The sequence below is a fragment of the Pseudomonas sp. CC6-YY-74 genome, assembly GCF_002025205.1.
Classification (GTDB): Bacteria; Pseudomonadota; Gammaproteobacteria; order Pseudomonadales; family Pseudomonadaceae; genus Aquipseudomonas; species Aquipseudomonas paeninsulae.
This window is the reverse complement of record NZ_CP019947.1, coordinates 3,547,133-3,564,872: the sequence shown is the minus strand read 5'-3', so window position 1 is coordinate 3,564,872 and position 17,740 is coordinate 3,547,133. Positions and strand designations below refer to the sequence as shown.

The 17,740-nt window shown below is 61.1% G+C and carries 18 protein-coding genes; 5 read left to right on the top strand and 13 right to left on the bottom strand.

Annotated elements, in window-relative coordinates; genetic code table 11:
* Positions 1-46 precede the first annotated feature (46 nt).
* From B2D37_RS16170 to B2D37_RS16155, 6 genes are all read right to left on the bottom strand, one after another.
* Positions 47-583, bottom strand: a complete 537-nt coding sequence (locus B2D37_RS16170) for an O-acetyl-ADP-ribose deacetylase (RefSeq protein ID WP_079203647.1) — start codon at positions 581-583, stop codon at positions 47-49.
* 407 nt (positions 584-990) lie between these two features.
* Positions 991-1,779 carry a transposase gene (locus B2D37_RS16165; RefSeq protein ID WP_079203646.1) on the bottom strand — a complete coding sequence of 263 codons (789 nt, stop codon included), beginning with the start codon at positions 1,777-1,779 and terminating at the stop codon, positions 991-993.
* 242 nt (positions 1,780-2,021) lie between these two features.
* Positions 2,022-2,426, bottom strand: a complete 405-nt coding sequence (locus B2D37_RS23190; RefSeq protein WP_154067107.1) for a hypothetical protein — start codon at positions 2,424-2,426, stop codon at positions 2,022-2,024.
* A gap of 83 nt (positions 2,427-2,509) precedes the next feature.
* Positions 2,510-2,845, bottom strand: coding sequence for a hypothetical protein (locus tag B2D37_RS23185; RefSeq protein ID WP_154067106.1), 336 nt, complete (start codon positions 2,843-2,845; stop codon positions 2,510-2,512).
* Between the two features lie 472 nt (positions 2,846-3,317).
* Positions 3,318-3,791: a hypothetical protein gene (locus B2D37_RS16160; RefSeq protein ID WP_079203645.1), complete on the bottom strand. Its 474-nt coding sequence runs from the start codon at positions 3,789-3,791 to the stop codon at positions 3,318-3,320.
* 76 nt (positions 3,792-3,867) lie between these two features.
* Positions 3,868-4,380, bottom strand: coding sequence for a DinB family protein (locus B2D37_RS16155; RefSeq protein ID WP_079205003.1), 513 nt, complete (start codon positions 4,378-4,380; stop codon positions 3,868-3,870).
* Positions 4,381-4,849: 469 nt separating this feature from the next.
* Between B2D37_RS16155 and B2D37_RS16150 the strand changes: the two genes are divergently transcribed.
* Positions 4,850-5,581, top strand: coding sequence for an ABC transporter substrate-binding protein (locus B2D37_RS16150; protein ID WP_079203644.1), 732 nt, complete (start codon positions 4,850-4,852; stop codon positions 5,579-5,581).
* 182 nt (positions 5,582-5,763) lie between these two features.
* Here the strand turns inward: B2D37_RS16150 and B2D37_RS16145 are convergent, their stop codons facing one another.
* The 3 genes from B2D37_RS16145 to dbpA all read right to left on the bottom strand — a co-directional run bounded on the left by B2D37_RS16145 (position 5,764) and on the right by dbpA (position 10,190).
* Positions 5,764-7,089 (bottom strand): TldD/PmbA family protein, encoded by a 1,326-nt coding sequence (locus B2D37_RS16145; RefSeq protein WP_079203643.1) that lies wholly within the window; start codon positions 7,087-7,089, stop codon positions 5,764-5,766.
* Positions 7,089-8,531: a TldD/PmbA family protein gene (locus B2D37_RS16140; protein WP_079203642.1), complete on the bottom strand. Its 1,443-nt coding sequence runs from the start codon at positions 8,529-8,531 to the stop codon at positions 7,089-7,091. Before B2D37_RS16140 ends, B2D37_RS16145 begins: the two co-directional genes overlap by 1 nt.
* 279 nt (positions 8,532-8,810) lie before the next feature.
* A complete protein-coding gene (gene dbpA / locus B2D37_RS16135) occupies positions 8,811-10,190 on the bottom strand; it encodes an ATP-dependent RNA helicase DbpA (RefSeq protein ID WP_079203641.1) in 1,380 nt (459 codons plus the stop codon).
* A gap of 766 nt (positions 10,191-10,956) precedes the next feature.
* On the opposite strand from dbpA, the gene B2D37_RS16130 reads away from it, so the two are divergent.
* The 4 genes from B2D37_RS16130 to B2D37_RS16115 all read left to right on the top strand — a co-directional run bounded on the left by B2D37_RS16130 (position 10,957) and on the right by B2D37_RS16115 (position 15,254).
* Positions 10,957-12,177, top strand: a complete 1,221-nt coding sequence (locus tag B2D37_RS16130) for an HD-GYP domain-containing protein (protein ID WP_079205002.1) — start codon at positions 10,957-10,959, stop codon at positions 12,175-12,177.
* A gap of 88 nt (positions 12,178-12,265) precedes the next feature.
* On the top strand, positions 12,266-12,766 hold the full coding sequence (locus B2D37_RS16125) for an ATP-dependent zinc protease (protein ID WP_079203640.1): 501 nt from the start codon (positions 12,266-12,268) through the stop codon (positions 12,764-12,766).
* Between the two features lie 190 nt (positions 12,767-12,956).
* Positions 12,957-14,987 carry a methyl-accepting chemotaxis protein gene (locus B2D37_RS16120; protein ID WP_079203639.1) on the top strand — a complete coding sequence of 677 codons (2,031 nt, stop codon included), beginning with the start codon at positions 12,957-12,959 and terminating at the stop codon, positions 14,985-14,987.
* A 114-nt stretch (positions 14,988-15,101) separates the two neighbouring features.
* The gene (locus B2D37_RS16115; protein WP_079203638.1) at positions 15,102-15,254 is read left to right on the top strand and encodes a DUF3096 domain-containing protein; all 153 of its coding nucleotides are present in this window, start codon (positions 15,102-15,104) and stop codon (positions 15,252-15,254) included.
* Between the two features lie 355 nt (positions 15,255-15,609).
* Here the strand turns inward: B2D37_RS16115 and arsN2 are convergent, their stop codons facing one another.
* The 4 genes from arsN2 to B2D37_RS16095 all read right to left on the bottom strand — a co-directional run bounded on the left by arsN2 (position 15,610) and on the right by B2D37_RS16095 (position 17,645).
* Positions 15,610-16,050, bottom strand: a complete 441-nt coding sequence (arsN2, locus tag B2D37_RS16110; protein ID WP_079203637.1) for an arsenic resistance N-acetyltransferase ArsN2 — start codon at positions 16,048-16,050, stop codon at positions 15,610-15,612.
* 119 nt (positions 16,051-16,169) lie between these two features.
* The gene (locus B2D37_RS16105; protein ID WP_079203636.1) at positions 16,170-16,505 is read right to left on the bottom strand and encodes a DUF2834 domain-containing protein; all 336 of its coding nucleotides are present in this window, start codon (positions 16,503-16,505) and stop codon (positions 16,170-16,172) included.
* 47 nt (positions 16,506-16,552) lie between these two features.
* Positions 16,553-17,023 (bottom strand): OsmC family protein, encoded by a 471-nt coding sequence (locus tag B2D37_RS16100; RefSeq protein WP_079203635.1) that lies wholly within the window; start codon positions 17,021-17,023, stop codon positions 16,553-16,555.
* Positions 17,024-17,204: 181 nt separating this feature from the next.
* Positions 17,205-17,645, bottom strand: coding sequence for a DUF2628 domain-containing protein (locus tag B2D37_RS16095; protein WP_079203634.1), 441 nt, complete (start codon positions 17,643-17,645; stop codon positions 17,205-17,207).
* Positions 17,646-17,740: the final 95 nt, after the last annotated feature.

Below are 17,740 nucleotides of genomic sequence, written 5' to 3'. Positions count from 1 at the left end.
GCGCCGCGAGCGCGGCGCCAAACAGCGCGCATCTTAACCGAAGCCGCTAGACCGGTGCGGGCTGGGCGCCGGGCGGGGCCGTGAGCAGACGTTGGTAAACCTGCAGGTCGCTGGCCGAGAAACAGCAGAAGATCACCTCGTCGAAACCGCTGAACTCCTTTAGCACCGCCCGCACCGTGCTTACCGCGATCTGCGCCGCGAGTGCGAGCGGGTAACCGTAGACGCCAGTGCTGATGCTCGGGAAGGCCAGGCTGCGGATGCCCTGGGCCACGGCGATTTCAATCGAGTGCCGATAACAGGCGGCCAGCAGCGCCGGCTCGCCGCGGTCGCCGCCATGCCAGACCGGCCCGACCGTGTGGATGACGTATTCGGCGGGTAAGCGATAACCCAGGGTCAGCTTGGCCTCACCAGTGGTGCAACCGCCCAGTTGACGGCACGCCTCCAGCAACTGCGGCCCGGCGGCGCGATGAATCGCCCCATCGACGCCGCCACCGCCGAGTAGCGTCGCGTTCGCCGCGTTGACGATGGCCTGCACCGGCAGCTGGGTGATGTCGCCCTGCAGGGCGCGGACGGCGGTTGGCATGTTATGGCTCCGGTAATGCGCATGGTTCGAATGCGGCTGGCCGCTATCGCCCCGGTCAGCTCAAACCGGACCGCACAACTGAAAAACGGTGAAAAACTCCCGCCCCTGCCTAGTTCGCAAACGCCCCGTTACCTCAAGAGACCCACGACCCGTAGGGTGACACTCGCCGCAGGCAGTGCACCTTCGATCACCGCTACGCTACACATCCGCCGGGATGCCGCGGCGCTTCGAACGGATCGCCCGACGCGCCGCGCCGAACGCAACGCGCCTTGCCGCGAACACCAGGAGTCGGCCTCGCGACCGCGCTCGCTATGTTCACAACCTCCAAGTCTAGTCGCTGCCCCCGGCCCGTTCAGCTGCCTAGCCACTCTGCCACATGGGGTCGGACCTAGCCAATTCACTGAAATTTAGAGTAATTCATCCAGTAAGACCGCGTTATCAGCCCTTAAACAGGCCATTTCCGGATCGAAATGGCTGTTGTAGCGCGCTACAGGTTCGCGTAGGCGATAGCCGTCATCGCCTTGAACAATCTCACGGTGGCGGGTGGCAATACCGCTTTCCGATTGGAACCGCGCCACGAACGCTTGACTGCCCACCGCCAGACTCTTGCTCCAACCCTCAACACGCCTGAATGGCTCGGCTTTCAGAGCCTCATCCATCCAGGCTGCATGGGTGCGCTGGAGAGTGTCCAGGTCGCGGATGCCAAGCAAACTCATCAAGGCCTCCAGGTCGATAACGCAATACCGCGTGGGCGGCTGCTGAATTTCTCGGTAACCACAGGAATCCCATTGCGCCGGATGGGAGACAGCCCCGGCACGCACCATGTTCATGTCGATATACGTCATGCAGCGCGCCAGGTAGCCGTCGGTGTCCACGGCAGTGGCATGGTAGCGATCCTCCCAGTAGGCGCCGTGCCGCTGTTTGCGCTGGTTGTATTCCTGTGCTGTGCGTCCGGCGATCAATTGCATGCCGCGCGCGATTTCACCCTGACCGCGGTCTACTACCAGCAGGTGGACGTGATTCGACGTCACGACGTAGTTCAGCACGCTGAGGCCAAAGCGTTTCCGCGCCTCGAACAGCCAGTACCGCCACCGTTGCCGGTCGCGGGCAAACTTGAGCAGAAACTCGCGCTGGTGACAGCGGTGGGTGATATGCCAGACGTGACCCGGCAACAAGAAACGATTCGCACGAGGCATCCCTTTCCCCTTTCCTTAAAGCACGAAATTTGATGCAAAAATTGGCTGTCTAAGCGGTTATTTGGTCCTTATCTGGCGATGTTTTTCTTATCAGTCAAACAGTTACGTGGGTCCGACCCTGAGATTAACCAGGTGTGAATACAGGTATGTTCATGTGGCTAACGATTAAGCTAAGGGGCGGGCTTTAGCCCGTCCCAGCGAACGAAGTGAGCGATTTGAGCGCATAGTTAGAGGAGCCAAATTTAAACTTTTGCAACTGCTATTAAAACTCCTGAGGCAGCAGTGGCTATTGCTGCAATAGCAGTGCTGCTGCCAAACGTTGTTCCCAGTGCAACACTAAACCCAGCAATATATGAACTGAAAAGCAATCCAATTACAACGATTGCCGCTGCATCTGTAAAGCTATGTATTCCTGTGGCGCTACTAAAGCTTGTTAGCGCAAATACTGCAATGCAAGCGAATAGCAGAGAAAGACCGACAGCTTTAAATGCTTCGACCAAACTGACATTATTACCTGTGACAATTCGTGTTGATATTTTTACCACGCAAAGAATCAGGAGCATCAGGGCCGCAAAGGTTATTGTTGTTTTAATAGGTGCAATAGCAACAAAAAATATAAATGCAGCAATCAGCAGAAGGATAAGCATGTTTACCTCTAACGTTTGGTTAAGGGGCGGGCTTTAGCCCGTCCCAGCGAGCACAGCGAGCGATTTGAACCATTTGTTAGAGGTTATTTAACACCGCCAACAGAGTAATACGTCTCGCCATTCGAGTCGGCGGTCAATTCAACTTTATAAGATGAAAATTTATTGCAGCCGCCAACTTTCCATAATTCGTTTGCTTTAATGATAGCCCCCGACTCAGAATTTACTAAGTTTGTTATTTCTGTATTTATAGTTTCTATGTTGTAACAGCTATGCTGGGCTTTAAAGAGTAATGATACGTTCTTATAAATATCCTGGCGAAGGACTTGGTCTGTAACGCTGCTGCCGGAATACCTAGGTGCACTTGCACAGCCTGCAATAAGTAGAGCCGCGATAATTGGTAATGAAGCGCGATGAATCATGGTTACCTCTAACGTTTTGTTAAGGGGCTGCGGCACGCAGTCCCAGTGAGCGAAGCGAACGACTTGAACTGCTAGTTAGGCATTTCTGATCGTGCGCGATTTTGTGTGTTTGCAAAACCTTGTACCTCAAGCGAACGCAGAACGCCGCCTATTTTTGAAAGCGACGCTAAGCGAAAGCCGAACATCCGGCAATTTGTAAGCCAGCGCTGAACGTGACACGAGCGCAGCGCGATAAATTGTTAATTTGTGCCTGCCGATTATTCAAACTTGAAATCCTTTTAAAGCACGAATTGAATTGAGTAGTACAAACGCCTTGCGGTGGAGCTGAATAACGTAAAGCGTGAAAATCCGATAGCGATATTGAAAACGATACAAAAGCCACAAAGAAAACTAACGGAGTGGGCCTAACGTTTGGTTAAGGGGCGGGCTTTAGCCCGTCCCAGTGAGCGAAGCGAACGGTTTGAACCAGTTGTTAGCGGTGATACCACGTGGCATTTTTGATTTTTCCTACCGGGGTATATTTTTTAAGCAACTCCGCCATTTCAGCTAAATTTTCATAGCCTTCAAAACGTAGGTTACTGAAAGATTTTGTGGTTAGCAGTAGAGATTTAATATTGCCCTTCATGCTCTGGATTTTAAGGCTTTCTATATCCGATAACGGCATGCTCACAACAGCACCTTTGTGTGATATGTCAATTTTATTCTCGGATTCGATAATCGATACGGATGGATAGGATGAGTCGTGATTTTTTATATTTTTATACGCGCCGGGCAGATGCTTTACGAGTAGCAAAAAAATAATTGCAGCTAGTATTTTGTGATACAGGCTTTCGCTGGAGATGAACATCCAGGCAGCGCCGGCTATTATCCCGATGAAAAGCAAAGCGGCGAGTATCACTTTTCGTTTTTCGCTACGTTTGTATTTTTCGGTTACGTTGAAATTCATATATACCGCTAACGTTTGGTTAAGGGGCGGGCTTTAGCCCGTCCCAGTGAGCGGAGCGAGCGATTTGAACCATTTGTTAGGTGCTGGCACGCCGAGCCTCTTTTCTTCTGCCGGGTTCGACCTCATGCAGATATCGAGTGAATGTATCTTTCGGGCGCTCAAGACCATTTGATGCCAATGTTCGTGAAGCCATACCTCTGTGATTGCTGCCGTGCGTTAGCAGATGAACCATTACTTCTTCTACTGATAGTGTTCCCAAATCACCGTCAGTGAATTTAAAGGAAATGGTTTGGCTCATGGTTTCAGGAGTGGCAGTTGCGGAAAAATCCATAAGCCATGAATCATTTTTCTCAATTCTTTCTTTTAGCTCTGAGTAAGTTGGTGTTTCTACCGTGTTGTCAGCAGAGTAAAGCTCAGGGGTTCCTAACATTCGGCTGATAAATAAGCTGTCAACCACTGTGGTGTGGTTGAGGATTCTAATAAAGAAGACTGCATCGCTCTCCGGAAGCAAGTGCAACTGGCGCTCTCCGAAAGCCAGTAGCTCAGAGTTAGCCCATTTTTTATACTGAAATGCTTTTGCAAACAGCAATTTAGAAATCTCCATTTTCTGTTGAAGGCAGTGCTTTCTCGCTCCAGCACCTAACTATAAATAGACACCAAATGGTGTGATAACGCTTTTACGGGCGTGGTGGATAACATTCCTCACCATTTTTCTCTGCCGCTCTATTCTGCGGCTTTCGGTGGATCGATGGTGGTGTAAGGATGTTATACACCCCTCCTGCAACGCCTCGGCTGCGCATTCCCGCGAAGCTAGCCATTCGCCAGCACTTTGTCCAATCGTTGCTTGCCAGGCCTGCCTTGCCGACTCAGGCACCGGCCGTATCTGGCCGACGGCTTGGCCCGTTGTATGCGGCTTTCAAACCGTACGACGTGCCAGATAGCGGTTGCCTCGCGACCCGCAGGGTGGTTCAGTACGGCGCTAACCAATAAGGCTTGCAGACCCGCCGGATGTGCGGGGACTGACCAGTCTGGAATCTTTACCTTGTGGACAGCCCGTCATGAATGGACTGCGTGCGTTCTGTTTGTCGTTTGTGTTGTTGCCGCTGGGCGTGATGGCGCAGACCCTGCGGCTGGTGGCCGACCCCTGGCCTCCGTTCACTGACCAGCCCCTGCTCAATAACGGTGTGGCTGCCGATCTGGTGAGCAGTGCGCTGGGCCGTGCCGGTTATGCCACGACCTATGTGCAGGTGCCTTGGGAGCGGGCGCTGCGTGGCTTGCAGCGCAGCGACTACGATGTGCTGATCAACGCCTGGTATACCGATGAGCGCGCCAGCATCGGTTATTTTTCCCAGCCCTATCTGATCAATCGCATCCGCTTGTTGCGGCGCAAGGGCAGCGGCATCAAGTTCGAGCAATTGTCCGATTTGTATCCCCAGCGCATCGCGGTGGTGCGTGGTTACGCCTATTCCGCCGCGTTCAACAGCGCCCCGTTGCGGCACAAGGTGGGTGTCGGCAGTTTCGAGAGCGCCGCGCGCATGCTGCAGGCCAAGCGGGTCGAGTTGACCCTGGAGGATGAGTTCGTCGCGCGTTATCACTTCGACCGCGAGCTGAGCGGTATCCGTGATGAGCTGGAGTTTCTCGAGCGGCCGTTGAGCGAGAACGGCCTGCATATCCTGATCAGCCGCAGTCATCCGCAGCATCAAGCGATCGCCGCGGCGTTCAACCAGGCCATAGTCGCCATGCACGCCGATGGCAGCTATGCGGCGATTCTCCAGCGGCATGGGCTGTAGCGGGCTGTTGCTCCGGTGCTGACACCTGCTGACTTCATCAGTCCGGCGTGGGTGTTTTGCCGGAACGGTATGGGCCGCCATTGATGGGTATCGCTGCGCTCAACACCATCCTACACGGCCGTGCCTTGGCGTTGCCGCCGATAGCTACCGGCTGCTGCGCGCCGCCTGCAATCAGCAGAGATTCACAGCGTCAGGGTCAGGCGCCGGAGCAGGGCGCCAGGCAGCAGGGTCGAGCCGTTGTGGCGCTGGTAATAGGTGCTGGTGGACAGGCTCAGCTCGCGTTCGCGGGTCAGCGCTTCGAGCTGGCTGCCGAGCAGGTCGTAGAGGCTGTCGTCGAAGCGCATGCTGGTGAGTGGCGCCTGGAGCTTGCCGTCCTCGACCCAGAAGGTGGCGAAGCGGGTCATGCCGGTCAGGCGCCCGGCCGGGCGGTCGGAGTAGTTGAGGTACCAGAGGTTGCCGATGTACAGGCCCGTGCCGAGACGGGCGAGGATCTCGTCCTGTTCCAGGCTGCCGGCGGCCATGGCCAGCGCCTGCGGGCTTTCCCAGGGGCTGGCGCCGTTGGCCGGCAGGCCGTATTCGGCGGCGCTGCGAGAGCTGACCAGTTGCTCGCCGGGCTGGCCGGCCTGGATCAGGCTGAGGTCGCGGCGCGGATAGCCTTCGCTGGAAAACGCCGGGGTCAGCGAGCCCGCGACCTGCTCATGCAGGTTTAGCAGCGGGCTGAGGCTGGCGGCGCCGGCATGCAGGCGTTGCAGCGGGCTGTCCTTGTCGGCCAGGGCCTGGGCGGAAAAGCCGCCCCAACTCATCAGTTCGAGAATTTCCTGCAGGGCGGCGGGCGCCAGGTAGGCGCGGTAGCTGCCGGGCGCCAGGGTGCGCACGGGCTGGCCCAGATAACCCAGTTGCTCGCGCGCCTGCTGCATGCGCCGGGCGAAGGCGTCGGCCTGCCAGGTCTGGCCGGCGTATTGCGCCTTGAGCGCCTGGCCGTTGGCGTGGAACAGGCTCCAGTCGAAGTTGAAGCTGCTCGCCTGGTGCCAGCCGAAGGCGCCGCTGGAGCTGGCGAAGCCGCGGCTGATCGGGCCGGCGGCGTAGAAGCCGACCAGATCCAGGCCCTGCGCGGCCTGGCCGATCTGCTCGACCACCGCGGCGCTGTCCGGCAGCGCTTCGAGTTGCAGCACATGGCTGTGCCAGGCCTCGCGGTTGAGCTGCAGGTAAGGGTCGGCTGGCAGCAGCGGCAGGGTCTGACGCAGGTGCTGCAGGGCGTCGGCCAGGCGCTGGCGGTCATCCTGCGCCGCGCCGCTGAGAGTGACTTGCAGCTCGGCATGGCGGCCGTCGCGAATCAGCTGCAGGGTCAAACTGGCCTGCTGTACATGGCCGGCCTGGCGTACCTTGCCCTGGTTGAAGCGGATGAATTCGGAGGATTCGGCGCTGTAGCCGAGGCTGAATTCTTCGCCTGGGTTTAGCGCGCCACGCAGCCATTCGCTCAGCGCTTCAAATTGCTTCAGGTTGTTCATCAGGCTGCTCCGCCGAATACGTCGACCTGGCTAAATACGCAGGCCGGGGTGGCGTGGCCGACGCGGACCACCTGGTTGGGCTCGCCCTTGCCGCAGTGCGCGGTGCCGAGCACCTCGCGGGTGCTGGCGTCGCCGACGGCCGCGAGCGAGCCCCAGAACTGGCTGGAGATGCCGCGGTAGTTGGGATTCTTGACCACGCCGCGCAGCTGGCCGTTTTCGATCAGCTGGCCCCATTCGCAGCCGAACTGGAATTTGTTGCGCGCGTCATCGATCGACCAGGAGCGGTTGCTGGCCATCAGGATGCCGTGCTCGATGCCACCGATCAGCTGCTCAAGATTCTGTTCGCCCGGTTCGATATTGAGGTTGGCCATGCGGTCGATCGGTGGCCGGTTCCAGTTGCAGGCGCGGCTGTTGGCCACGCCCGGCAGGCCGCTGCGCCACTGCGACAGGGCGCCACCGAGGGGCCGCAGCAGCAGGCCGTCGCGGATCAGGTACTCGCGGCGCGCCGGGCTGCCGTCGTCGTCATGGGCGTAGCTGGCCAGCTCCTCGGGGATGTGTGGGTCGAAGGTCACGTTGAGCAGGCTGGAACCGTATTGCAGGTTGCCGAAGTCGCTGGCCTTGACGAAGCTAGTGCCGGCGAAGTTGCGTTCGTCGCCGAGGATGCGGTCCAGCTCCAGCGGGTGGCCGATGGATTCGTGCAGCTGCAGGATCATCTGGTCCGGCATCAGCAGCAGGTCACGCGGGCCGCTCGGCGCGTTGGCCGCGAGCAGCAGTTGCAGCGCCTGGTCGGCGACCTGTGGCGCGGCGCCGATCAGGCCCAGGCGCTCGATCACTTCGGCGCCGCCCTGCTGGCCGAGGTGGGCGCCGCCGAGGTTGCGGGTCTGGCTGTCCTGGCCGTCGTAGGCGGTGACGCTGAGGTGCGGGTAGACGAAGCGCTGGGCCTGGTGCAACTCGGCGCCGCTGTTGTTGAGGTAGAGCTGCGCGCTGCTGGTCAGGTCGAGGCCGACCCGCCAATTGACCAGGCGTGGATCGCTGGGCACGGCGGCGGACTCGGCGGCGAGCAGCTGGTAGCAGGCGGCGAGCGAGGGAAAATCGTCCTCCAGACCGGGCGAGCGGTACTCGCCGCGTTCGCTAGAGGGCGCCAGTGCGCGCAGGTCGAGCAAGGCCTGCGGAGCGATTCGCCGGGCCAGTGCAGTGGCCCGATCCAGCGCGGCCTGCAGGCCCTGGCGGGACAGGTCGCTGGTCGCCGCGTAGGCCTCGACCCCGGCCACCCGCACGCTGAGCATTGCGCCTTGATCGCGACTGAAGCGCGGCGGCTCGGCCACCTGCTTGCGCATCGCCAGCTGCTGCTGGTCTTCGCGGACATAGCGTAGCGACCAGTATTCGGCGTCACTGTGCAGGGCGGCGAAGTGCTGCTTGAGTGTGGCGAAAGCCTCGAACATGCGGCGGCTCCTGGGCTGGGGCGCCCGCGGCAAGGGGCGTCAGGCGGATGCCGGCGACAGCCGACGGGAAAGGTCATGATTGCCCAAGGGGCGGGGTGGCGACAAGCGCGTGGGCGGGGTGCTGGATGACTGGGTCCGGGAGCCAGGGAAATGCATCGCCCCGAGGTCGGGCCTCCTACAGGTGCGCGGATAGCGCCAGGCTCTTGTAGGAGGCGCGCCCCGCGGCGAATGCAGGCTGCAGGGCTGCCAGCGTCGCCACGGCGGGCCGTGGCGAGTGCCTTACAGCGAGCGGACGCGCAGCGTGCGGCCTTTGATCTTGCCTTCGCTCAGGCGTTTCAAGGCCTGCTGGGCCATGCTGCGTTCGACCGCGACATACGCCTGGAAGTCGAAGATGGCGATCTTGCCGACCTGGCTGCCAGGGATGCCGGCATCGCCGGTGAGGGCGCCGAGGATGTCGCCGGGACGGACCTTGTCCTTGCGTCCGCCGCTGATGCACAGGGTGATCATCGGTGGTTGCAGGGGTTCGCCGGCCTTGGCCTTGAGGCTGTTCAGCGGGTGCCAGTTGAGCGGGCTTTTCTGCAGGGTCTCGATGGCCTGGGCGCGATGGCCTTCGGCGGGCGCGACCAGGCTCATGGCCATGCCTTTCTCGCCCGCGCGGCCGGTTCGACCGACGCGGTGGATGTGGATTTCCGAATCGCGCGCCAGTTCGACGTTGATCACCATGTCCAGGGCGTCGATGTCCAGGCCGCGTGCGGCTACATCAGTGGCCACCAGTACCGACAGGCTGCGGTTGGCGAACATCGCCAGCACCTGGTCGCGGTCGCGCTGTTCCAGGTCGCCATTCAGGGCCGCGGCGGAAATGCCGTTGGCGCTCAGGTGGTCGACCACTTCCTGGCACTGCTGCTTGGTAAAGCAGAAGGCCACGCAGGACTCGGGCCGGAAGCTGGCGAGCAGCTTGACCACCGCGTCCATGCGTTCTTCGGGGGAAATCTCGTAGAAGCGCTGTTCGATCTGCGCGTCGTCGTGCATCGCCTCGGCCTTGACCTGCTGCGGGTTGCGCATGAAGGCGGCGGACAACTGCTTGATGCTCGACGGGTAGGTGGCGGAGAACAGCAGGGTCTGCCGCTTGCTCGGGGTCTGGCCGATGATATCGGCGATGCTGTCGTAGAAACCCATGTCGAGCATGCGGTCGGCTTCGTCGAGCACCAGGGTGTTGAGGCCGTCGAGCTTCAACGTGCCCTTGGCCAGGTGTTGCTGGATGCGTCCGGGAGTGCCGACGATGATCTGCGCGCCATGCTCCAGCGAGGCGATCTGCGGGCCGAAGGGCACGCCGCCACACAGGGTCAGGACCTTGATGTTGTCGGCGCCACGGGCCAGGCGGCGGATTTCCTTGGCCACCTGGTCGGCCAGTTCGCGGGTCGGACAGATCACCAGCGCCTGGCAGCCGAAGTAACGCGGATTCAGCGGATTGAGCAGGCCGACGCCGAAGGCCGCGGTCTTGCCGCTGCCGGTCTTGGCCTGGGCGATCAGGTCCATGCCCTTGAGCATCACCGGCAGGCTCTGCGCTTGGATCGGCGTCATCTCGGTGTAACCGAGCGACTCGAGGTTCGCCAGCATGGCGGCGGACAGCGGCAGTGAGGAGAATGCGGTGTTGGTCACGGTTCAGGCCTGCAAATCGAAATGGCGCGCAGTGTAGCAGGCGGGGACGCTGGCGTTACTGCTGGTGCGACCGAGGGGCATCGCCGCGGCGCCCTTGGCTCCGCCCCATGGCCTCGAGCAATCCATGATTCGTTGGGTGCCACTCGCCGCAGGCAGTGCAGCGTCGATCACCCCTACGCCCCACATCCGGCGGGCTGTCGCTGCGCTCCGAGACCGCCCTACGCCCCACGCACGGCGTCTGGTGCGAGCCGCGAGCTGTAGGGTGCCACTCGCCGCAGGCAGTACAGCGTCGATCACCTGTACGCCACACATTCGGCGGACTGTCGCTTCGCTCCGAGGCCGCCCTACGTCCTACGCACGGAGTCTGGTGCGAGCCGCAAACTGTAGGGTGTCACTCGCCGCAGGCAGTGCACCGTCGATCACCGCTACGTCACACATTTGGCGGGCTGTCGCTGCGCTCCGAGGCCGCCCTACGCCCTACGCCCCACGCACGGCGTCTGGTGCGAGCCGCGAGCTGTAGGGTGTCACTCGCCGCAGGCAGTGCACCGTCGATCACCGGTACGCCACACATTCGGCGGGCTGTCGCTTCGCTCCGAACAGATCGCCGCCCGGATCGCCCCACGCTTTGCACGGATCGCCGGTGCTCGGCATTTTCACCGCCGCTGAGTGCAGGGGGGGGAGGAAAATAGCTGCGCGATGCCAGTCTGCCACTGTCGTGGATGGCTTATGCTTAGTGCGTCCACCCACTGTCGCCATGGTTGCCTTCGTGCTTAAGCGCATTTCCGTCACCGAGTTGCTTGAGGGTATGTACATCCATGAGCTGTGCGGTTCATGGATGGAGCATCCGTTCTGGAAGACCCAATTTCTCCTGAGCAACCCCAAGGACCTGCAACGTATCCGCGACAGCGGTATCAGCGAGCTGTGGATCGACACCAGCAAGGGGCTGGATATGTCGAGCGGGCAAACGCTCGAGCAGGTGGAGGAGGAAACTGCGGCGGTGTTGCAGGTCGCCGCGCCGCGGGTGGAGCGCAGGCGGACCGATCTGGATGAGGAAATCGGCCGTGCCGCCAAGCTCTGCGACAGTGCCAAGGCTGCGGTGGTGCAGATGTTCGGCGATGCCCGCATGGGCCGGGCGATTGACGTTGGCCATGTGGCCGAGTTGGTCGATGAAATCTCCGCCTCGATAATGCGTCAGCCCAGTGCCCTGATCAGCCTGGCGCGCCTCAAACACGCCAATGAATACACCTATATGCACTCGGTGGCGGTCTGCGCGCTGATGATCGCCCTGGCGCGGCAACTCGACCTGGACGAGGCTCAGGTGCGCGAGGCGGGCATGGCCGGGCTGCTGCATGACATCGGCAAGATGCGCATACCGTCGGCGCTGCTGAATAAGCCGGGCAAATTGAGCGACAGCGAGTTTGTCACGATGCGCAGCCATCCCACGGAGGGCGCGCGGATTCTGCTCGACAGCCGGCAGGTCAGCGCGCAGGTGCTGGATGTGTGCCTGCATCACCATGAAAAGGTCGATGGCAGCGGCTACCCGCATCGACTGGTCGGTGAGCAGATCAGCCTGTTTGCCCGGATGGGTGCGGTCTGCGATGTCTATGACGCGATCACCTCGAACCGTCCGTACAAGGCTGGCTGGGGGCCGGCTGAGTCGATCCACAAGATGGCGGAGTGGAGCAAGGGGCATTTCGATGAGCAGGTGTTCCAGTCGTTTGTCCGGGCCGTCGGTATCTACCCGACCGGTTCGCTGGTGCGCCTGCAGAGTGGCCGTCTCGGGGTGGTGCTGGAGCAGCACGCTACTTCGCTGTTGATGCCCAGGGTCAAGGTGTTCTTCTCGGCCACCTCGAAGGCCCCGATTGCCCAGGAAGTAATCGACCTGGCCGACTGGGTCGGCCGCGACAAGATCGTCAGCCGCGAATCCGCCGCCGACTGGGGTTTTCGCCACCTGGATGAGTTGTGGACGGGCATGCCCGCCAGATAAGTGGCGCGCCGCAAACCGACATCCGGTCGAACCATCTGCCGCTGAGCCGGTCGGAGTTCCTGACGTTTTTACGGAGCACTGACAGGTTATGAAGATTGTTGCTGCACTCTTGGTCTTGGTCGCTTTCCCGGCGATGGCCAATCAGCCGGCGCTCTACGGGCGCTACGAATACATTGAGTTGCCGCAAGTCGGCCAAACCCTGAAAGCCAAGATGGACACCGGCGCGGTGACTGCCTCGCTGTCGGCCAAGGACATCGAGCAGTTCCGCCGTGGTGGCCAGGAGTGGGTGCGTTTTCGCCTGGCCACGGCGAGTGCCGACGACACCCAGTTCGAGCAGCCCCTGACCCGCATCAGCGAAATCAAGAGCCGCGCCGAAGAGCAAGGTGCCGCCAGCACCCCCGCGGTGGCCAAGCGTCCGGTGGTCGATATGCAGCTCTGCCTGGGTAACCAATTGCGCACTGTTGAGGTCAACCTCACCGACCGCAGCCACTTCGATTATCCGTTGCTGATCGGCGCCAGCGCCTTGCGTGATTTCGACGTGGCGATCAATCCGGCGCAGCGCTATACCGCCAACCAGCCGCAGTGCTGAAAGGTTGTTGACCTAGGCGGCATGCAGCCGTCCGCGCTGCTTGCCTGACCTGAGAGCTTGTGAAAAACGCTCGCGACGGCGCTCGATTTTTTCACAAGCGCTGACGCGAGTAGCCCGGCGTAATTCTTGCTTGATGATGTTCTTTGCCACACCTTTTGCCAGGTGTGGGTGGACTCGTTGAGGTGTCGTTATGACTGGAGTACTCAAGCCGGGTATACGCGTATTGGAGCGCTTCAGCTTCGCGCGTAAATTTCAGCTGCTGTTTGTATTGTTCGCCCTGCCGCTGGGTTATGCGTTGTGGGTGATCTCTAGCGATCATCTGGCCCGCCTGACGCTGATCGACCATGAGCTGGAGGGGGTGCACGGGGTGCAGGCCCTGGGCGCGGTGCAGCGTGAGATTATCGCCCAGCGCACCTTGTTGGCGCGCTGGAAGGGCACCGACCAGTCGGCCAAGGCGCTGCTGCAACAACGCGCGGGCGGCCTCGACCAAGCGCTGGAGCAGGCCGTTACGCAGCTGGCGAGTGTGCCGTCGAGCGCCCAGGCGCGTGAGCAATTGGCTGCGCTGCAAGCGCTGCGCGCCGAGCTGAGTGTGGCGGTGTTGGGCGCGATGGCGCTACCGGATGCCCTGGAGCGTTACCAAAAGACCCTGTTGCAACTGATGGCGCTGCGCGAGCAGGTGGCCACTGACAGCGGCTTGATTCTCGATCCGCACCTCGACACCTACCTGATGATGGAGCAGCTGACCTTCACTCTGCCGCGCTTGCAGGAAAGCCTTGGCGACTTCGCCAGTCAGGGTTATGGGGCGGTGTTCTCGGAGCATTTCACTCTGCAAAGCCGGGTCAAGATCCGCGATTTGCGCCGCACGCTGGACGAGTCGCGCGGCCAGTTGATCAAGGCGCGTGCGACGCTCGGTCAGGAGGCGTCGCCGTCGATGGGTGATTTGCAGGCGTCATTCGTCGCGGCCGAGCAAGGATTCGACACGTTTCTTCTCGAGATCGACCGCGATATGTTCGAGGCCAGCCCGATGACCTTGAGTCCGCAGCAGTTCATCGAACGCGTCGATACTTTGCAGACTCAGCTGACCGGCCTGCAGCAGGCGTTGTACCAGCAGTTCGCCCAGAGCCTGGGCAACTACCGGCAGCAGGCGCAGCGCGACATGTGGCAGGTGATCGCCGTGTTCGGCGTGCTGACCCTGTTGGCGCTCTACGTGCTGTTTTGCCTGAATGCCTCGATTCGGCGCAGTACCGCCGGCATCATTGCTGCCGCGCAGGGCCTGCGTGACGGCGACTTGCGCGTGCACATGCAGGTGCATGGCGAAGACGACCTGGCGAGCATCGCCACCGCATTGAATGCCGCGGTCGCCCAGTTGCGTGGTTCGCTGCAGGGCGTCGACCAGGAAAGCCAGAGCCTCGGCGGCACCGTGCAGTTGCTCAGCAGTCAGGCGCAGAGCGCGCTGGCGGCAGTGGAGCAGCAGCAGGGACAGATGAGCCAAATCGCCACCGCCGCCACGCAGATGGCAGCCACCGCACAAAGCGTTGCGCAGAGCTGCGAGGAGGCTGCGGTGGAAGCCGGGCAGACCCGTGAAATCGCCAACCAGAGCAACCAGCGCAGCGTGCGTACCAGCGCCAGCATGCGTCAACTGAGCAGCCGCTTGGGCGACAGTGCCGCGAGCCTGCAGCAGCTGCGCGTGCAGACCGAGCAGATCACCCGGGTGGTCGACGTAATCAAAGGTATCGCCGAGCAGACCAACCTGCTGGCGCTCAACGCGGCCATCGAGGCGGCGCGTGCCGGCGAGCAGGGTCGCGGCTTCGCCGTGGTTGCCGACGAGGTGCGCTCGCTGTCGCAGCGCACACAGAACTCCACCGCGGAAATCGCCCAGACCGTTGCCGATCTGCACAAGGTGGTCGGTCAGTCGGTCAGCCTGATGGAAGAGGCCGTGCAGCAGGCCGAGGGCGATGTCGGCAGCGTGCTGGCCATGGGCGAGGATCTGGCCGGGATCGTCGAGTCGGTGCAGCGGGTCAGCGACCGCCTGGCGCAGATCGCCACCGCCGCCGAACAGCAGGCGGCCACCGCGGACGAGGTCAGCGGCAATATCCAACAGGTCGATCAAGGCGCCAGCACCATGCTCGACGGCGCGCAGGCGGTGAGCGAAGCGGCCGAGCAACTGCGTCGCGGCAGCCAGGTGCTGGCGCAGAACACCGGGCGTTTCCAGTTGGATTGAAGGCTACGATAGGGCGGGCAATCATCAGTTGATGGTTGCTATTGCCTCGAGGGATTCACGCGCATACTGACCGAGCACTGCAGAACCCGCACATTCATCCGCCAGGAAGACACCATGACTCTTGCACTGACTCCTCTGATTTCCCTGATCGCCGGCATCCTGATACTGGTAGTGCCGCGGCTGTTGAATTACATCGTGGCCATCTACTTGATCGTCATCGGTTTGGTGGGGATTTTCGGTACCGGCAATTTCAACCTGCGCTTTTGAGCATCTGAGTTCATCGGATTGCGGCAATGCTTGCAGAGTTAGACCCAGGGTATCGGCTAACTCTGGCAACTAACCTGCCGTGCCTGGCGTGCCTGGGAGTGGTGCGGGTGAGGGCCGCCGCCCCGTGAGGGATAGCAGACGCTGCCGCCTGGAGTCGCGGGGGAATGCCACAGGGCGGCCTCGTCGCCCGGCCACGATCTTCCCGAAGCGCCCATAGAAACCATTCTGTCCGCTAAACCAGAGGCGCCCTGTGCAAGCACGGTGGTATTCAGGTGTGGGCGGCCTTTGCCAGGCTCCTGGGTTGCATTGGGCCACGGGACTGATAGGCCGGTGAACAAGACTTCGTCCTATCCCCCTAGACACTCAAATGCTTGCACATAAAGGCCGCTGTGGCCGGGCAAAGCCCGCGGAACTGCCTGGTCGCGACAATCGCCGGGGGTGCCACTGAACGTTCGGCCAAGCGGTAACCGCGCTGGGTAAAGAAGGCCTCGGCCGTGGTGGTGAGCAGGTAGATGGCTTGCACGCCATGGGCCGTAGCCTGCTGTTCGGCGTAGGCCAGTAACTCAGCAGCGAGCCCTTGGCCGCGTGCGCAGTCGGCCACAGCGAGGGAGCGTAACAGTGCATCAGCGCCATGTATCTGCAGGCCCACCAGCCCGGCGAGATGGTCGTCAGCCTGGCAGCCAAACAGATGCAGGTTATTCGCGGCGTCCTGTAGGTCGTCGGTCGGCAGCTGGCAGGCAGCGAGTAACTGCTGCACCTGATGGTTGAGTTCAACGGCTTGAATCCTGGCTTTCATAGGCGCAGCTGCCTGTCAGTCCGCATGCATCACGTCCTCCCCTGCCTTCGAACTGAGCACCTTGGGCTTGACGGTGGGCGTGTTTGAATTGGAGATAAAGGACGGCGTGTGTCTCCGGTTCAGACCGCGGCGGATGGCTGGGCCGCTGGTGCGTCTTGGCGCAGGGCTTTTACCACCAGGTACAGCAGCGGGCCGACTGACACGAACACGACGGTCAGCGCAAAGAACGGTAGCAGGTAGATCCACGATTTGCCGCGTGCCTGGGCGTCGCGGTACATCCATACGCAGGCCAGGGCGGCCAGGATATAGAGGTCGATCACTACCTGGGCGGTGTCTGCACTGGACATCAATTGCAGGCCGAACTGCAGCAGGGACTGTTCGGCATGCAGCATCACATAGAGGGTGTAGGCGCTGAACGCCAACAGAGTGATCAGTGGCAGTGCGAGCTTTTTCATGGTCTTCCTTGGTTGTGATCAGTTGAGTCGTTCCAGCTGCTGTACCGTTAGCCTACGAAACGCGGCTCGCAGCGCACCTCGGATTTCACCGAGTTGGCGATAAAGCATTCCTCGTGGGCCTGATGGTGCATCTGCTCGATCTGTTCGCGCGTGGGCAGGCGCTCACCGGAGAAGCTGACCGCAGGGCGTAAGGTCACCTGGGCGATAAACAGCTTACCGGCCTCGTTCGCCTGCATCAGCCCGCGGGCACTGTCACGGTAGTCATCCACGCAAAAGCGGCGCTTGGCGGCGATGGAGAGAAACCACAGCATATGGCAGCTGGCGAGCGAGGCGACAAAGGCTTCCTCGGGGTCGACTGCGCTTTCATCCGACATCGGCAGCGGCACCACATGAGGCGAGGACGAACCCGCGACCTCCAGGCCACCATCGAAACGCAGTAGATGCTTGCGGCTATAGCGGTTGCCGAGAAAGTCCTGCTCGCCGTGCTGCCAGATTACATGGGCGACATATTCAGCCATGGCTGCTGTTCTCATCTAGGTGGGTTGGTGAGGCGGCGCAGTGCCGGCTCGTTATCACGACTGCCGCATTTTCGCGCAGGCAGCCGTAATACCCTGGCCGGCGCCGCGGGTAAAGGAAATGGCTAAGGCCTACGCCATTCGCGGATGATCGTTAGTCGAGGCATGTTTGGCGTGGACTTCCCTACCACCAGCCGTTGTCGTTCAAGACCATCTTCTTGTAGTAATCGATATTGGCGCGTACGGCGAATATCGCACCCACGCCATAGCCGAGGGCGTTGGCGATATTGCCATAACCCAGGTAATCCAGGCTCACCCCTAGGGCGATTACGACGGCCGCGCAGGCGAGGAAAAGCGTCAGGCTTTTTTTCCACATGCCTTTGATGGCGTAGTAGATCGGGCCGAACAGGAACGCCAGGATGTTGAAACTGGATGCTTTGCGCCGCTGCGCGGGCGGCAGCTCCTTGAGCGTTGGCATCTTGAGGCCGCCGGCATGCTGAATCGCGCTAAAGCGTTGTTTCCACTTGTCGGAGATGGGCAGCGCTGCAATCTGCTCGTCTGAAACCTGCGCTTGCGGGTCGGCGACTATGGCTTGGGGGGTGGCATAGGGGTTGTTCGAGGTCATGAGCCGATCACCCTTAATGGCAAAGCACCAGCGGCAACCTACGCATTTTCCGAATCGCTGTCTGTTTGCGCTCGGCAGTTTGCGCCGCCGCACTC